21 protein-coding genes are annotated in these 15,663 nt (G+C 68.2%); 10 read left to right on the top strand and 11 right to left on the bottom strand.

What is annotated here, in order from left to right:
- Positions 1–2: 2 nt before the first annotated feature.
- Together macS and ACIBQX_RS10945 are read left to right on the top strand one after the other, a co-directional pair.
- Positions 3–1,109, top strand: coding sequence for a MacS family sensor histidine kinase (gene macS / locus ACIBQX_RS10940; RefSeq protein ID WP_397002976.1), 1,107 nt, complete (start codon positions 3–5; stop codon positions 1,107–1,109).
- 4 nt (positions 1,110–1,113) lie between these two features.
- Positions 1,114–1,764, top strand: coding sequence for a response regulator (locus ACIBQX_RS10945; RefSeq protein WP_397002978.1), 651 nt, complete (start codon positions 1,114–1,116; stop codon positions 1,762–1,764).
- 6 nt (positions 1,765–1,770) lie between these two features.
- Here ACIBQX_RS10945 and ACIBQX_RS10950 read toward each other — a convergent pair whose 3' ends face one another.
- From ACIBQX_RS10950 to ACIBQX_RS10965, 4 genes are all read right to left on the bottom strand, one after another.
- Entirely contained in the window at positions 1,771–2,061 is a 291-nt protein-coding gene (locus tag ACIBQX_RS10950) for a YiaA/YiaB family inner membrane protein (protein WP_397002980.1), read from the bottom strand.
- Positions 2,062–2,527: 466 nt separating this feature from the next.
- Positions 2,528–3,259 (bottom strand): hypothetical protein, encoded by a 732-nt coding sequence (locus ACIBQX_RS10955; RefSeq protein ID WP_397002982.1) that lies wholly within the window; start codon positions 3,257–3,259, stop codon positions 2,528–2,530.
- Positions 3,260–3,477: 218 nt separating this feature from the next.
- Positions 3,478–4,449 carry an alpha/beta fold hydrolase gene (locus ACIBQX_RS10960; protein WP_397002984.1) on the bottom strand — a complete coding sequence of 324 codons (972 nt, stop codon included), beginning with the start codon at positions 4,447–4,449 and terminating at the stop codon, positions 3,478–3,480.
- A 109-nt stretch (positions 4,450–4,558) separates the two neighbouring features.
- Positions 4,559–5,167 (bottom strand): hypothetical protein, encoded by a 609-nt coding sequence (locus ACIBQX_RS10965; protein WP_397002986.1) that lies wholly within the window; start codon positions 5,165–5,167, stop codon positions 4,559–4,561.
- A 151-nt stretch (positions 5,168–5,318) separates the two neighbouring features.
- Here ACIBQX_RS10965 and ACIBQX_RS10970 point away from each other — a divergent pair, with 151 nt between their 5' ends.
- A complete protein-coding gene (locus ACIBQX_RS10970; protein WP_397002988.1) occupies positions 5,319–6,332 on the top strand; it encodes a MerR family transcriptional regulator in 1,014 nt (337 codons plus the stop codon).
- Positions 6,333–6,375: 43 nt separating this feature from the next.
- On the opposite strand, the gene ACIBQX_RS10975 is transcribed toward ACIBQX_RS10970, so the two are convergent.
- Both ACIBQX_RS10975 and ACIBQX_RS10980 read right to left on the bottom strand, forming a co-directional pair.
- Positions 6,376–6,921, bottom strand: a complete 546-nt coding sequence (locus tag ACIBQX_RS10975; RefSeq protein WP_397002990.1) for a dihydrofolate reductase family protein — start codon at positions 6,919–6,921, stop codon at positions 6,376–6,378.
- Between the two features lie 44 nt (positions 6,922–6,965).
- Positions 6,966–7,667 (bottom strand): helix-turn-helix domain-containing protein, encoded by a 702-nt coding sequence (locus ACIBQX_RS10980; protein ID WP_397002992.1) that lies wholly within the window; start codon positions 7,665–7,667, stop codon positions 6,966–6,968.
- A gap of 154 nt (positions 7,668–7,821) precedes the next feature.
- On the opposite strand from ACIBQX_RS10980, the gene ACIBQX_RS10985 reads away from it, so the two are divergent.
- Positions 7,822–8,634 carry an RNA ligase family protein gene (locus ACIBQX_RS10985; protein WP_397002994.1) on the top strand — a complete coding sequence of 271 codons (813 nt, stop codon included), beginning with the start codon at positions 7,822–7,824 and terminating at the stop codon, positions 8,632–8,634.
- Between the two features lie 103 nt (positions 8,635–8,737).
- Here ACIBQX_RS10985 and ACIBQX_RS10990 read toward each other — a convergent pair whose 3' ends face one another.
- Together ACIBQX_RS10990 and ACIBQX_RS10995 are read right to left on the bottom strand one after the other, a co-directional pair.
- Positions 8,738–8,863, bottom strand: a complete 126-nt coding sequence (locus ACIBQX_RS10990; protein ID WP_397002996.1) for a hypothetical protein — start codon at positions 8,861–8,863, stop codon at positions 8,738–8,740.
- 294 nt (positions 8,864–9,157) lie between these two features.
- Positions 9,158–9,541: a peptidase inhibitor family I36 protein gene (locus ACIBQX_RS10995; protein ID WP_397002998.1), complete on the bottom strand. Its 384-nt coding sequence runs from the start codon at positions 9,539–9,541 to the stop codon at positions 9,158–9,160.
- Between the two features lie 165 nt (positions 9,542–9,706).
- Here ACIBQX_RS10995 and ACIBQX_RS11000 point away from each other — a divergent pair, with 165 nt between their 5' ends.
- From ACIBQX_RS11000 to ACIBQX_RS11025, 6 genes are all read left to right on the top strand, one after another.
- A complete protein-coding gene (locus tag ACIBQX_RS11000) occupies positions 9,707–9,841 on the top strand; it encodes an excalibur calcium-binding domain-containing protein (RefSeq protein ID WP_397003861.1) in 135 nt (44 codons plus the stop codon).
- Positions 9,842–10,159: 318 nt separating this feature from the next.
- Complete coding sequence (locus ACIBQX_RS11005) at positions 10,160–11,113, top strand: M23 family metallopeptidase (protein WP_397003000.1); 954 nt, start codon at positions 10,160–10,162, stop codon at positions 11,111–11,113.
- A 53-nt stretch (positions 11,114–11,166) separates the two neighbouring features.
- On the top strand, positions 11,167–11,529 hold the full coding sequence (locus ACIBQX_RS11010; RefSeq protein ID WP_397003002.1) for an SCO4225 family membrane protein: 363 nt from the start codon (positions 11,167–11,169) through the stop codon (positions 11,527–11,529).
- 200 nt (positions 11,530–11,729) lie between these two features.
- Positions 11,730–11,870 carry a hypothetical protein gene (locus ACIBQX_RS11015; RefSeq protein ID WP_397003004.1) on the top strand — a complete coding sequence of 47 codons (141 nt, stop codon included), beginning with the start codon at positions 11,730–11,732 and terminating at the stop codon, positions 11,868–11,870.
- On the top strand, positions 11,867–12,175 hold the full coding sequence (locus ACIBQX_RS11020; RefSeq protein WP_397003006.1) for a hypothetical protein: 309 nt from the start codon (positions 11,867–11,869) through the stop codon (positions 12,173–12,175). The genes ACIBQX_RS11015 and ACIBQX_RS11020 overlap by 4 nt, the downstream gene beginning before the upstream one ends.
- Before the next feature lie 255 nt (positions 12,176–12,430).
- Positions 12,431–12,748 carry a hypothetical protein gene (locus ACIBQX_RS11025; RefSeq protein ID WP_397003008.1) on the top strand — a complete coding sequence of 106 codons (318 nt, stop codon included), beginning with the start codon at positions 12,431–12,433 and terminating at the stop codon, positions 12,746–12,748.
- Positions 12,749–12,796: 48 nt separating this feature from the next.
- On the opposite strand, the gene ACIBQX_RS11030 is transcribed toward ACIBQX_RS11025, so the two are convergent.
- The 3 genes from ACIBQX_RS11030 to ACIBQX_RS11040 are packed head-to-tail and all read right to left on the bottom strand — an operon-like array spanning position 12,797 to position 15,586.
- Entirely contained in the window at positions 12,797–13,735 is a 939-nt protein-coding gene (locus ACIBQX_RS11030) for a cyclase family protein (protein ID WP_397003010.1), read from the bottom strand.
- Positions 13,736–13,773: 38 nt separating this feature from the next.
- A complete protein-coding gene (locus ACIBQX_RS11035) occupies positions 13,774–14,133 on the bottom strand; it encodes a DUF6193 family natural product biosynthesis protein (protein WP_397003863.1) in 360 nt (119 codons plus the stop codon).
- Complete coding sequence (locus ACIBQX_RS11040; protein ID WP_397003012.1) at positions 14,030–15,586, bottom strand: PQQ-dependent sugar dehydrogenase; 1,557 nt, start codon at positions 15,584–15,586, stop codon at positions 14,030–14,032. The genes ACIBQX_RS11035 and ACIBQX_RS11040 overlap by 104 nt, the downstream gene beginning before the upstream one ends.
- Positions 15,587–15,663 lie beyond the last annotated feature (77 nt).

Raw genomic sequence — 15,663 nt, forward strand, 5'->3', positions numbered from 1 at the left:
GCATGGGGATCGAGGGGTCGTTCTGGCGGGCGATCGCGGTCTACCGCATCGCCTCCCTCGGCTACGCCGCGCTGTTGCTGGCCGGTGCCGGCGGTTACCAGCGTCCGGTCGCGGGCTGGCTCGTCTTCGGTGTGATGACGGTCTGGACCGTGGCCACCACCGTCGCATACTCCACCAGGAGGACCCGCCCCCTGCTCGTGGTGGACGTGCTCGTCACGCTCGGCTGCATGCTGACCTCGCCGTACGTTCAGGGGGACGCGGCGGGACCGGGGCTGATACCGGTGACGGCGACCTGGGTCGGCGGGCCGGTGCTGGCCTGGGCCGTGTACGGCGGGCGGCGGGCGGGCGCGGTCGCGGCGGTCGTGCTCTCGCTCGCCGACCTGTGGCTGCGCGGGCTGCGCGAGTTCGACCTCTCCGTCCCGGTCAACGGAGCCGTCCTGCTCATACTCGCCGGAACCGTCGTCGGTCACGTGGCCCGGCTCACCAAGCAGGCGGAGGAACGGCTGCAGCGGGCCGTCGAGATAGAGGCGGCGGGCCGCGAACGCGAACGGCTCGCTCGTGGCATCCATGACTCCGTCCTTCAGGTCCTGGCGCTGGTGCAGCGCCGCGGGCTGGAGATCGGCGGGGAGGCCGCCCAGCTGGGACGGCTCGCCGGAGAGCAGGAGGCCGCCCTGCGCGAGATGATCCGTAACGGACCGGTCATGGCGGACTCGGGAGTCGTCGACGTCGGCGCCCGCTTACACCGGTACGCCACGGCGACGGTCACCGTGTCGACTCCCGCGACCCCGCTGCCCCTCCCCGCCGGTCAGGCGTACGAGGTCGTCGCGGCCGTGGGCGCGGCGCTCGACAACGTACGGCGGCACTGCGGCGAGGACGCGAGGGCCTGGATCTTCGCCGAGAACGACGACGCCTCGATGACCATCACGGTGCGCGACGAGGGGCCCGGCATCCCGTCGGGCCGCCTCTCGGCGGCGGAGGCGGAGGGCAGGCTCGGCATCGCGCAGTCCATCCGCGGCCGGATCGCGGGTATGGGCGGCACCGTCGGCGTCACGTCCGTGCCCGGCCAGGGAACCGAGGTCGAGCTGATCGTTCCCGCCGGTTTAGGGTGACGGCATGACCAGCGCTCTGCGGATGATGGTGGTGGACGACCATCCGATGTGGCGGGACGCGGTCGCCCGTGACCTGGGTGACGCCGGCTACGAGGTGGTGGCGACCATCGGCGAGGGCCGCCAGGCGCTCCGCGTCGCCGCCACCGTCCGTCCCGACGTGGTCATCCTCGATCTGCGCCTGCCCGACCTGCCCGGGGTGGAGGTGGCCCGGGGCCTGGCCGCGTCCGACCATCCGCCCCGCGTGCTGGTGCTGTCGGCGAGCGGCGAGCACGAGGACGTGCTGGAGGCGGTCAAGGCCGGGGCCTCCGGTTATCTGGTCAAGTCGGCGAGCCGGGAGGAGTTCCTCGACGCGGTCCGGCGCACGGCCGACGGGGAGCCGGTCTTCACCCCCGGGCTGGCCGGGCTGGTGCTGGGCGAGTATCGCCGCCTGGCCACGCAGCGGCCCGTCAGCGACGGGCCGAGCCTCACCGACCGGGAGACCGAGGTGCTGCGCTTCGTCGCCAAGGGCCTGTCGTACAAGCAGATCGCCGAACGGCTGGTGCTCAGCCACCGGACCGTGCAGAACCACGTACAGAACACCCTGAACAAGCTCCATCTGCACAACCGGGTCGAGCTCGTCCGGTACGCGATCGAGCGGGGCCTCGACGAGGCGTAGGCCGGGTCAGAGCGTGTCGACCTTGTACGGGTCGTGCTCGCTGATGAGCTTGTCGAGGCGCGCCTGGTCGACCCGGCTGGCCATGCTGACGATCTCCTGCCGGTCGCGCAGGCACTTGGCCAGGCCGAAGGCCGTCGTCACGGTGTACAGCACGGAAACCGCGAGGAACGCGCGAAGCCAGGGGTCGATCGGCAGGAAGATGACGCCGAGAGCCACGCTGCCGAGAGCCACGCCGAAGGAGATCACGCACTGTGCGTAGTAGGCGCCGGTCATGGTGGGTTGGACTGGTTTGCTCATGCCTTCCATGGTCGGACACCGGCCGGCGCGACGCCTGAGTACGCGTACCTACTCGGACTAGGTACGCGCACCGGTCCTCCGGAATGGCAGCGGCCCCCCGGACTTACCCAAGCCGGGGGGCCTTGAATGAACTGCCGTGTACGGGTGCCAGCGGCGTTTAAGAGTGCTGGTCAGTCGTTACGATATCGCGCTCTACCATTAAGCCACGGACCCATGGAAGAGGGTCCAGCGGGAATCGAACCCGCATCTCGACTATCACAGCCTGCACTCGGTTGATCTGGCACTCGACGGTGAATACTGAGCTTAGAGCGAGAATCTGATTCTTAGCGGCTGCCTCTACCATTGGGCCACCGGGGCCCGTGTGCCCCGGGAAGGACTCGAACCTTCATGTCACCGCGTATCAACCTCAGCCTGAGCTTCAGCTTCGCGCTTTCGCGCACCCCGCGCTCAACGGGGAGTCTTCATCTTAGGCGAGCAGATAGCGGAACAGGCGCTCGCCGATCTCCTGATCTGTCACCGCCCACGTGTTCGCCTCCTCGCGCGCGTACTTCACCGCGTCCTGCACCTTCTGGATACGGGTCAGCAGCTCGTTGACGCGCCGGTTCGGCAGCGCGCCGGAGAAGGCGACCTTCGTCCAGTAGCCGACCACGACGTCCTCGGTGAACACCTGCACCTGCGCCGGGTGCTTGTCCGTCGCCTCCGACAGGACGTGGTTGCGCGGCACCTTCTTGGTCCGCGTCGTCTTGACCGGCTCGGTGCGCCACGTCTCGGCGTTGTCGTCGTACGACCACGTGTCGGCGGGGTCGAGGGTCGGCAGCTTCGCCACGAACGTGTGCAGGTCGACGAGCTGCTTCTCCAGGAAGAGCAGGTAGGTGACGGGGGCGTCCTCGATGAGGGTCTCGCCGTCGACGACCACGCTGGCCCTGGCCTGCGTGTTCGCCCAGTCCTTCGTCGCGGTCACGTCGAAGAGCCGGGTCAGCGCCGCGGCGACGTCCTTCAGGACGCTTTCGGCCTGCACCTGCACGCGGGTGGACTCGGGCGGCAGCATCTCGCCCTCGTCGTCGATCGGCTGGTAGGTGCGGGAGATGCCCGACAGCAGCGGTGTCTTCTGGATCCGGTGGTAGGCGTCGGTCACCTTGCGCTGGGCGTCGGACTTGACGCCCTTCTCCACGGCGAGGATCTGGTTCAGCTTCGCCACGACACGAATCCGTTCATCAGGGGATTTGCCCGTACAGCGCATGATCGTACAGCGACGTGACCGTGGGCCGCATGTCATATACCGGCACCCCGGCGGAGGGCGGCATGGCCGGCCAACGACGTCAGCGTCGACGTCGCCCAGCACACCGGCGCGACCGCCGAAGGAGAACGGCCGCCTGGCGAGCCCGAGCTCTCGGCCGCGCGCGCGATAGCGGGGGCTCAAGCGGGCAGGGAGGCCAGCCAGCCGGTCAGGATCTCGTTGACCTCCTCGCGGCGCTCCTGCTGGATCCAGTGGCCGCATCCGTCGAGAAGGTGCGAGGAGACCAGGCCGGGCAGAGTGGTGGGATAGGCCCGGATCGCGTCGGACAGCCAGGTGGTCGAGGCGTCCAGGGCGCCGCCCACGAACAGGGATGGCTGCGTGATGGGCGCGCCGTGGAAGGCGGCGAGGTCCGCCCAGTCCCGGTCCATGTTCCGATAGCGGTTGAGCGCCCCGGTCATGCCCGTCCGCTCGAACTCCCCCGCGTACACGTCGAGGTCGTCCGCGCTGAGCCAGGCGGGCAACCGCCCGGCGGGGAACCGGTCGCGCAGCTGCCCGCCCCGGCTCACGAAGTGCGGGTCCGGGGCGGCGGGCATGGTGTCGGCGGAGAAGGCCGCGTAGAAGCCCGCGAGCCAGCCGCGCACGTCCGGCTCGATCTCGGCCTCGGCCCGCTCGGGCTCCTGGAAGTACGAGACGTAGAACTCCTCGTCCCCGCCCATGTGCGCGAACACCTCACTGGGCCGCGGCCCGCCGGGCGGAGCATAGGGCACGCTGAGCAGTCCGACCGCGCGGAAGACCTCCGGCCTGACGAGCGCGGAACTCGCGGCGATGGTCGCCCCCCAGTCGTGCCCGACGATCACCGCCGTCTCCTCGCCGAGCGCACGCACCACGGCGACGTTGTCCTCGACCAGGTCGAGCATCCGGTACGCGGCCACGCTCGCGGGCTTGGACGACCGCCCGTAGCCGCGAACGTCCATGGCGACCGCCCGGTAACCGGCCGCGGCCAGCACCGGCAGCTGATGACGCCAGGAGTACCAGGACTCCGGGAATCCGTGCACCAGCAGCACCAGCGGCCCGGTCCCCTGCTCCACCAGGTGAATCCTGCCGGCAGGCGACGAGACGGAACGATGCGTCACATCGGTGGGCTGGGACATGAATCCTCCAGGACAGTTCGCCGTGGGCAACGCGGGCCATCATCCGCCCGAGGCGGCGACCGTGACGAATCCTGTTGCCACTTCGGCAAACGCCGGCCACACGACTCCCTCACAGATTGCGGAGCGGCCTGGCGAAGGGATCCCATGCGATGGCGACGAGACCGCCGTACCGCTCGGCCAATCTGCGGCGCAGCTCCTGGTCGAAGGTGTTCGTTGTGACGACGATTCGGTTGAGCTCCGGATCGATCCCCATGCCGAGTGCTTCCGGTTCGTCGATCGGTCGACCGCCCTCCCTGTCCTCCGTCACCGCGACCAGCTCGGCTTGACTGTTCTCCGCCGGTCTCACCTGGGGCACGATCGCGTACGGGATCCACGCCCCGTCCGACAGGTTCACGCCAGAGATCCGCGGAGCGGCCAGCTCGCGTCCGCGCGCGGTGACGTAGGGAGCGACCAGCCGGTACGGCCCGTGCAGGATGTACGGCGGCGCGAGATCGTACGGATGGGTCCTGGCCCGCTTCTCGGCCGTCTCCAGAGCGCGCAGGAACGGCCCGATGCCCTCGTATGACCTGAGGTGCACCGTGGAGACCGGCTGGTAGTAGACCTCGGCCCGGTCATCCGTCGCGGGCTGCAGGATCACCCGCCACTCGCCCGGGAGGAACGCGGGCGCCGCCGTGACGGCGTAGACGGCGAACAGCACGAAGATCACCTTCAGCCGCATGCGCGCCTGCGTCCTCGCCTGTGGTCATCGGGACGGTCTCCTCATAACGGACGGATCATCCTCGACAGGCTACGACCCCGGCCCGGCGAGCAACCCGTTTCCCGCGAAAGGGGTTGAGTCTCGACCGGCTTGAGACCCCATAGTGGACGCCGTGGACGACAACGAGCTGTACCCGATCGGAGATGTGGCGCGGCGCACCGGCCTGAGCGTCAGTGCCATCAGGTTCTACGCCGACGCCGAGGTCATCGCGCCCACCGACGTCACGGACGCCGGTTACCGGCTGTACGACATCCAGGCCATCGCCCGGCTCGAACTCGTCCGTACCCTCCGCGAACTGGGCGCCGGCCTGGAGGACATCCGCCGGTTGCTGGCGGACGAGACGACGCTCCGCGATCTGGCCACGGCGCATCTGGCGCTGGTCGAGCGCCAGACACGTCGCCTCCAGGCCCGGCGGGCCGTCCTGCGGACCATCGTGAAACAGCACACCGCGACCGAACAGGTGAGTCTCATGCACAAGCTCGTCTCCATGTCCGACGACGACCGTAACCGGCTGATCGACGACTTCTGGGACGAGGTCACGACCGGCCTCAACGTCCACCCGACCTTCGCCGAGCAGCTCCACCAGATGCGGCCGAACCTTCCGGAGGCGCCCGCCACCGAACAGCTCGAAGCCTGGATCGAGCTGGCCGACCTGGTGCAGGACGGCGACTTCCGCAAGGCGGTCCGCCAGTTCTTCCACGACAGCTTCGCCGCCACCCCCGCCGCCCGGGCACTCGAGGTGACCTCACCGGAGATGATGGAACACATCGAGAGACAACGGCTGGTCGAAGTCGAGGTCTCGAATGCCCGGCAGTCCGGGATGTCCCCGGACTCGCCCGAGGCACGGGAGCTCGCCGACCGCCTCGTGGCCGTGACCGCGGAGTTCGTCGCTTACGCCGCCGGCGAGTACGACGTCGACGAGGTGCGCCGCCACATGGCCGCCCCCGACCGCACCAGCGAGGCACACCGGCACGCCGAGGAGGCCGTGTCCCGGTTCGGCAGCGTGCTCGACAGGTATCTGTCACTCATCGCCACCATCGACGGGACACCGCAGCCGGACCCGGAGGAAGCCATGGCGACCGAGGAATGGGTCGCCGCCGCTCTCACAGCGGACCACAAGCTCTGAGGGACCGCGGTGGTGCTCAGCCGCGCCGGGTCGTGAGCGGTGGTCAGCCGGCGTCCGGAACGTAGGTCAGGTTGAGCACGCCGGTCTGGAAGGTCTCGGACTTGACCAGCTTCAGCGGGTGGGTCGGGGTGTCCTCGAAGAGCCGTTGACCATGACCGACCGCGATCGGGTGGACGAGCAGCTTCAGCTCGTCGAGCAACCCGTTGGCGAGCAGCCACCGCACGGTCGTCGCGGAGCCGGACATCTGGATGTCGCCGTCGATCCGCTCCTTGAGCTCGCTCAGCCTGGCCGCGACGTCACCGGAGATGACGGTGGTGTTGTCCCAGTCCGCCTTCTCCAAGGTGTTGGACACGACGTACTTGGGAGTGCCGCTCAGGGCCTTGGCGACATCCTGGTCGGTGTCCGTCGTCGTCCAGTACGTGGACCATTCGTCGTACAGCTTGCGGCCCATCAGCATCGCCGCCGCACTCTGCATGCCGGCCTCGACCACCGCGCCCATCTCGTCGTTCCAGTACGGGAAGTGCCACTGGTCGGGCGATTCGACCACACCGTCCACCGAGATGAAGAAACTCGAAACGATCTTTGCCACTGTTCTCCTCCTTGTCCTCCGGAAGGTTAGACGAGGAGGAGAACTCAGGTCTTGTACAGAAGCGACAGCGGCTCCGGCTGGTCCCGATCGCCCAGCTGCGTGGCGGTCCGCCCGATGTAGCGGGTCAGCGACCGCGCCAGGTGGGGCTGGTCGAAGTATCCGAGCCGGTGGATCACGTCCTGGGCCGGCACCCCCTCCTGAATCAGGACCGCCGCCTGCCGGGCCCGATCGATCTGCCGGATGGCGCCGCGGGTGAGCCCGGTCGCCGCCACGAAGCGCCGCTGCAGGGTGCGCTCGGACAGATCCGGCGACGCGCCGCGCAGCACCTCGGCGACGATCGGGTCACGGTCCAGCACCCCCTCACGCACCAGCCGCCGTACGAACTCCTCCGCGTTGTCGTAGTCCGGAAGCCGCCAGGCGGACCCCTTCAACCAGAACGATCTACGCGTGGCGTCGGGGATCTCCGCGGAACCGTCGACGAGCCGGCCGACCGGAAGGTGCGGCATCGAGGTGCCGGACGAGAAACTGATCCCGAAGAACGTGGCGTCCTCGGGCACGGGGGCCACGCTCGCCCTGGACCACGGCCCTTGGACGGCCGCGCTCACCTGGCCCCGGTGCTCCCAGAAGACCAGGTCCCAATGCGCTGCCGCGATCGACGTCATCCGGTCGACGTCATGGCTGCGGCTCCGCCACACCCGCTCGACGTACGGCGAATCGGACGATCGACTCTCGACCTCCAAGCCCATCCCGGCCATTCCCTTTCGCCCCGGTCCGCCACTGCTCACGCTGCGAGAATCGTACGCGCCCGCATTATCGCCTGGCTTTGGAGACGGCCTGGATGACACCATCATGCGTCGGGACCTCCCGCCCGCCGCGAACCCCCGACCAAGGACCATCTCGATGTTCTCGCTGCGAACCGCTGACCTGCGCAAGCTCAACTCACTCACGAAATACCCGTCGATCCCGACCCACCACGCTCTGGATCCGAAGAACGGCGGCCTGCTCGAAGAGGTCACCCAGTTCACCGGGACCGTGATCGGCACGGAGAAGGTCGACGGCACCAACGGCCGGATCGTCCTGTTCCCGGACGGCGAATGGCTGATCGGCTCCCGCGAGGACCTGCTCACCGCCTCCGGCGACATCGTGCACAATCCGGCGCTCGGCATCGTCGACGCCCTGAGAGGCGTGGCCGGGCGAGCCACCTCGGCCGAGCTGGGCGGCACCGACGAGATCATCGTGCTGTACCTGGAGGTCTACGGCTCCACGAAGCTCCCCGCGTGGAAGCAGTACGGCGACGGCGCGGCGGCGGTACGGCTGTTCGACGTGGCCTCGATCGGCAGCGACCTGCCGTCCTGGGACCTCGACCGGATCTCCGCCTGGCGGCAGCGGGGCGGGCAGGAGTTCGCGGACGAGACCACCCTGGGCAATGTCGCCGAGACGTGCGGCACGCAGGTGACGCCGCGCCTTTTCGAGGTCGACGCCGACGAGTTGCCGTCGGCGATCGAGCCGATGCGCGCCTTCATGGAGCCGTACCGGCACACGCTGGTGGCCACGTCGGGCGACCCCGGCCTGAACGAGGGCATCGTTCTCCGTGCCCCGGATCGCAGCGTCATCAGCAAGGCCCGCTTCCAGGACTACGACCGGACCCTCAAGCGGCGCGCCAAGCATGCCGGACGAGAAGTCACCGGCGTCACGCCCCAAGCCGGCCGCTGAGCGGCGGGACGTGTACGACCTCCTGGAGGAGGTCCGGCATCGGGCGTGGAGGCACGGTTCGAGACCAAGGTGGGCGTGGTCGGAGTCGATGGCACGACGCCTTTCATGACCCGCTGCGCTCGCGAATCGCCGCTTCCAGGCGCAGCCCGAGTCCGATCATCGCCACCATCGCGAACATGCCCAGCACCTGCCAGGACGGCTCGCCCGCCGAGAGCACGAGTGCCGCCACGGACAGCATCCCGCCTGCGAGAAGGGCTACGGTTCCGCAGGTCCGAACCGACTCCAGGTCACTTCGTCGGCTCGTAGCGGCGCGTAAGACAGGCTCTTCCGACTCAGTCATGATCGCGAGCATTCCATATCGGCGTTCGGGGTGGTCGGCGGCTCTACATGGTCAGCGCTCTTCACCCGATCGTCCCGTCCGCCTCGTCCCATGGGTCAGCCTGAAACCACGGGCGATGCCCGGGGTTCGCCACGGCCGGCGAGCCGCGACGAACCAGGCCGTCCGACTGTCCCGATCAGCGCGTCAGCATGCGCGGACGTACCAGGCCGGCTCGAAGTCGTACGCGGGGTGCGAATCCCCGGGGTCGGTGTCGTAGATGGAGATGCGGCTGCTGTTGAGGATCTGGGCCCGCGCGCCACCGGTGTTGTTGCTGTACCAGGACCCGTAGCCGTTCCAGCGGCTCAACGCGTACTCCTGGCAATAGAACAGCCGGAAGACCCGCCCACTCCATTCGGGGCCGGTGTAGAGGCAGAAGTTGCCGGCGGGGCAGCCCTCGCTCGCGGGACGGGGTGTCACCCCGGACACACGGGCGTTGGCGTTCAGCGGATCCTCGTCGGCGTACGCCGCCGTCGGCACGGCGAAGACCGCGGCGGCGCATACGGCCGTCACCGTGATCAGTCGCTTCATGCGAATCCTCTCCTTGGGTGGCCACCACCGGCCTGACTGCGCGGTTCGTACTCCTTCGGCCGAAGCCTTGTTCTTCTGCCGCGTGGGGGAAAGATTCGTCGAATGACTTGTCAGAAGACTTGGGATTTCCGTCCGACGAGCGGGAAGCATTGTTCCGAGATCTGAATCGAGGCCTTTTCGCAGAAGAAGAAGCGGCCCGCATGCGACACCGAAGAGCAGCAACCGGCCACGCGAGACCGTGACGCGGAGTACGCCTGGTACCAGGATCGCGACGGCGACGGCATCGTCCGCGAACGCTGAGCACCACCGGGAGACGGCAGGGGCCGGGCGTCCTTGATGTCACTCCGTGTTCTCCGCCGCGCCACCGCCCTCCACGACCTCGTCGCGGTTCGCGTCTCTCTGCCGGGACGCACTGCGTTTACGCACGGTATTGCTGAGCATACTTGAAGTGAGTATGCCGTTTTTCTATCCCAGTGTTGATGTCGATGGCATCCGCACGTTCTATCGGGACATGGAAGACCCAGTCTCACCACCGCCACAAGGCTCCGAGACGGCTCGGAACGCGACGAGGAGCCGTGCCGGCGCCGACCGCCTTACCTGCCCGTTCAGGGGGACACTATGACCGATGCCTTCGCGACTGTCTGGCGCCCGGGCGACGGCACACAATGGGTCCACTGGGGCATGACGGAAGACGACTTCAAGGCCAAGGACTCCACCTACTTCCCCCAAGGACTCCGCATCACCTCCCTCATCATCAAAGACGGAACATTCGCAGCCGTCTGGCGCCCCGGCGACGGCACACAATGGGTCCACTGGGGCATGACAGGCGACGACTTCGCTGCCCAGGATCGGACCTACTTCGCCCAAGGGTTGCGCCTCAGCGTCCTGACGACCGACAACGGGCGGCTCGCCGCAGTGTGGCGTCCTGGGAACGGTACCCAGTGGTGCAGTTGGCGGCGGCACGTTGTCGACTTCAAGACCGAGGATGGCGCGTACTTCCAGCAGGGGCTCAGGATTGCGTGCCTTGACCTCGAAGAAGCTCCGGTCGGCGCCTACCGGTATCCGTGGAAGGGCGGGGTCACTCACACAGTTGGACAAGGAAACAACAACCCCGCCGGCTCCCACAATGGCAGCCAATCTTGGGCTTTCGATTTCGGCCTGCCCGCGGGCACCGAGATCCGCGCCGCCCGCGAAGGCACCGTCGAGTGGCTCCAGGAGAACCTGACAGCGACCTACAACCCCAACCAGCCGACCACTCCGACCAACACCCCGTTCCCGGACGGGAGCCTGCAGAATTGGGGCAACGCCGTGCGGCTCCGCCACGCCGGTGGATTCACGAGCTGGTACTTCCACATCCAGGCCAACGGCGTGCTCGTGAACGTAGGCGACCAGGTGGCGCGGGGACAGGCGATCGCGCTCTCAGGTAACACGGGCCGATCGTCCGCACCACACCTGCACTTCCAGGTGCAGGCCGACTCTACGGACTGGGGCCAGTCCGTAGCGCACACCTTCGGCGCGGGGTGCGAGCAGCCGGCGAGCGGGGCGTCCGTGACGTCGGACAACGCCACCTGACCGCTGCCGAGCGCGGGATGGTCCTCGCCGCTGATCGTCACTGAGAAACCTCGATGGGTACACTCGGCCTCCTCTACGGGGCGTCCGAGGAGCGTGACCGCATGAGGCATTACCGAAATGGCCGTGTCGCGGCAGTTCTCGCCGGTGTGTACGCCAGTCTCGTGCTGCTCCTTGGCGTTGTCTCGGTGGTGATCTTGCTGACCGTCCAGGACCCGATCCTGCTGTCCGGCGTCGCCCTCATGTTCGTTACGATCCCGCTTGGGCCGCTTATCTGGTGGGGATGGGATGCGCTCCCGCCTCAGACGGCGGACCCCGTACTCCTCATAGTGATCCTCACCGGCGCGGGCGTGCTGCAGTCGTATCTGATCTGGCGGGCCGTGCGTGGCCCTTCGGTCCCCGAGGACAAGGCCGCCTGATCCCTTCGAACGAACGATCAGTGCACTGGACTGAGCATGAGGCCGGCCGCCGTCGGCCGGCTCGCACCAGGTCCGAACGCTGGAGCGTCGTCATCCGGTACGGCCCCCGGACGTTCTCGCCACGTCAGGGCATGGCCCACCGGTGGCATTCCGCTCACCCACCATCGTCGAACCGCGTTCATGTGGGTACGGTCCCCGGCATGGCCAAGAGTGACGAGCCGCCGATCTGCGACACCTGCCTCGGCGCGGGTGGCGAGTGGATCGAGAAGAACGGGAAGCAGGAGAGCCACAACGAGTGGGTCTCCTGTGGCGCGTGCAGCGGCACCGGACGGCGCGGATGAGCGACCCCATCACCTGCCCGGAGTGCGAAGGCCGCCGAGGGCGGCGGCTCGGCCGGATGTTCCTCACCTGCCGGTTCTGCCAGGGCCGAGGCTGGGTCGGCGGCGCGCATGAGCCCGCCGAACGCGACCAGAACCCGCCGCCGGTACAGCCACCGGCCTGGGAGCACAAGGCGTGGGCCGACCCGGTCGTGGCCGCCGCGCTGCCGTGCCGCTACTGCCTGGGCGCCCGCTCTGTGGCGCATGTGGACGAGGACTCCGGGACGCTGTTGATGGCGGAGTGCCCGGGATGTGCTGACGTCGTCTGACGATCCGGGAACACGCGCTCGCCCCGGGGCGCGGTGAATCCTGTCCTTACCCATGGTCGAGTCGCGTTCTTTCGACCGGTCGACCATCGGTGCCCACCCAGCGCGACGACGTTGGCGGGAAGCAGGCGAAAGCTGGCAGTACAACGATGGGCATCGCCGTGCACGATCTGCGATTATCGAATTCGTACCTCAAGTGTTCTCATCCAATTCACGAAACAGCGGTCACGCAAAGAGGCATTCAGAAAGGAACCCTCAATGAGAAGACGAATTCGTGCCGGGCTGCTTGGCGGCATCCTTACTGCCGCTGCGATGCTGGCATTCGGCACGCAGTCAGCCTTTGCGGCCCCCAGTTCCGGTGCATCGGCGAGTGTCTATGTACCGCCCGGCTGCACTCTAGAGGCCGGCCACAACTTCACGCAGACCTGGTGTGTCAACCGCGCGCATCAGGCCTGGGTGAAATGCGGCGACGGTAACTGGTACTACGGTGAGTGGCGGAACGTTGATCAGACCTCGCACGTCACGTGCCCCAACGGTTTGCACGCCCTCGACCACAGCATGAGCTATCCGGACTGAGCCCCGCATAGAGCCGCCGCTCCAAGCGTTGTTCCTGAACCCTTCCCGTCAGAATGTGGCGATCGGGTTGACCGGGCTGCCGGACGTACCGGCGAAGCGGACCGGCGCGACTGCGAGGTGGAAGTCCCACTGGCCGAGCTCGGCAGCCGTCGTCGCGCACGCCTCCAGGTCGCAGTTGTCGAGCATCCACAGACCCATCGCGACGAGGCTCACGGCGTGGACCGGCATCAACACGTCTTCGTACCCTGATGGCTGAACGTCCTGGGGGGTGTCGGCGCCGATCAGCGCGACCTGCCGTTCGTGCAGCCACGGCAGGCAGGACGCGTGCCACCCGGCCTGGGTGAAACCGCTGACCGCACCGGTCTCGTGCCGGACGCGGCCGTAGCCGGTCCGCAGGAGTACCGCATCGCCGGATCGCACCCGCACACCCTGGCGCCGCTCGGCCTCCTCAAGATCATCGGGAAACACACCCTCCCCCGGTTCCAACCACGGCACATCCCGCACGCTCGCGATGTCCAGCAGGACACCACGCGTGATGATCCCGTTCGCCGCCGCCGTGACGGCCGCCCACGCCGATCCCGTTGCGGCGTCGACCTGCGCGTGCGACCGCCCGTTGTACATCGTGCCGTCCCAGAAGATGTGGCACGGGGAGTCGACGTGGGTGAGGGTGTTGCCGTGGAACGTGACGCCGAGCCGCTCGGACGAAAAGCCCCAGCGCCGGTCGTTGCGGAATCCGGGCACCGGCATGTTCTCGGCGCCCGGCATGTCGGCGGCGCACGGGCACGTCGTCGTCGACCGCTCCATGTCTTCCGGTACGGCAACCTCCCATGCGCACGACACGCTCCTGCCGTGGCGCACGGCCCGCGCCGCCGCCAGCCGGACGTCGTCGGTGATGTGGTTCAGAGTGCCGAGCTCGTCGTCGTCGCCCCACCGTCCCCAGTTCGACAGCGTGTTGAAGTACCCGAGCACGTCGTCCTGTGTAGGCATCGGTCGCCCTGCCGTCATCCCAGCATCGACTCCTCCGGTCACGTGGTTCGAGGCACCGCAGGCAGAGTATCCCGCCCTCCCCTTCGACATGACCTCGCCGGCGCCGGAGATACGGTGTGAGCAACTCGATTCGACCCCGGCGAGGTCCCCCATCCGCCTCTGGTCGTTGAGAGCCGCGACGACCAGAGGCCCGTGTAGGGGAAGAACTGCCGCAGCCGAGGCCGGACGTAGGCGGCTTCGATCAGGTCGCCATGCTCGCCGTACCGGCCAGATCGGCGACCGGTGCGGTGCTGATCAGGGTTCGACGGCGCAGGCGTCTCTGTTGAGTGAGTATCGGCTCGGCAGGGACGCGTTGCCCGTGTGGCTGGCGAGGTAGCCCATGGTGACGCTCTGGCCAGGGGCGATGGAGCCGTTGTGGTCGGCGTTGGCCGCGGTGACGAGGTCACCGCCCTGGGTGAGGTCGGTGTTCCAGTCCGAGATGATGGTCTGGCCCCGAGTGAGGGAGAACCTCAGGGTCCACCCGCTGATCGGTGTGGTGCCGGTGTTGGTGATGGTGAGGTCGACGGTCATGCCGCCGCCCCAGGTCCGCGTGGTCTGTTCGATCCGGCAGGTCGGCTCGGCCCGCTCGAACGACACGCGGTGCAGGCCGCCGGGAAGGTCGTTGACGACGTAGAACTCGCCCTCCGGGGTGGCGCCGAACGCGGTGACCTGCGTGGGCATCTGGCCGAGCTCGGCAGGGGTATAGCCGCCCGAGCCGTCCTCGCGCAGCGCCCACACGGTGTTGGAGCAGTAGTCGGTGGCGATGTAGGTGCCGCCGACCAGGTCGGCGAACTCCTGACCGCGGTACACCTGGCCGCCGATGACCGCGCAGCCACCGGTGTACGGGGAGTAGGTGAAGACCGGCTCGGTGTACTCGGCGTCGGAGCGGCACTGAGCCTCGTCGAACACCTCCAGCCCCTCGTAGCAGGACCAGCCGAGGTTCGCGCCGGCCTGCTGTCCGCGCTTGACGTGGTTGATCTCCTCCCACCGGCCCTGGCCGACGTCGCCGATCCACATCGAGCCGTCCGCATGGTCGATGGAGAAGCGCCACGGGTTGCGCCCGCCGTACATCCATATCTCCTCGCGGGCGCCCTCGACGCCGACGAACGGGTTGTCCTCGGGCACGCAGTAGGCCAGGTCGCCGCAGCTCCGGCTCACGTCGACGCGCAGGATCTTGCCCAGCAGGGTGTCCAGGCGCTGCCCGGTGTCGAAGGGGTCTCCGGAGCCGCCGCCGTCGCCGATGCTCATGTACAGGTTGCCGTCGGTGCCGAAGGCGAGCTGGCCGCCGTTGTGGTTGCTGTGCTCGGCGTGCTCCTGGGACAGCAACGGCTCGAGATTCGCGGTGTCGAGCTCGTATCGGGCCAGGGTCACCGCGCCGTCCGGCAGCGCGGTGTAGGCCAGGTACAGGTCCTGACTCTCGGCGAAGTCGGGCGCGAGGGCGATGCCGAGCAGCCCCCGCTCGTTGCCGGATTCGTCCACCGACGCCCTGATGTCGATGATCGGGGTGGATTCGAGACCGGTGTCCGGATGGTAGACGCGTACGGTGCCGCGCTTCTCGATGATGAGCAGCCGGTTCGTTCCGTCGTCGGGCGCGGCGATGGCGGTGGGGCGGCGCAACCCGAACGCGACCTGGGTGGTGGTCGCGTTGATCTCCTCCAGCGGCACCGCAGAGGCTTCTGCCCCCCGCGCGCCGCTGTCCGTGACGGACGACGACGCAGCCGCAGCGGCCGGTGGAGTGAGTACGGTCAGCGGGGCGAGCAACGGCAGGGACAAGGCGAGCAACGCGGGGGCTGCCCAGCGTTTTGCTGGCATGTCGGCTCCAGAGACGGGGGGCGTCGGGGTCCGGAGGACACTGGTTCCCAGGACCGGAGCGCGTCCGGGCTCGCAAC

The organism is Nonomuraea sp. NPDC049714 (assembly GCF_044465295.1).
GTDB lineage: Bacteria > Actinomycetota > Actinomycetes > Streptosporangiales > Streptosporangiaceae > Nonomuraea.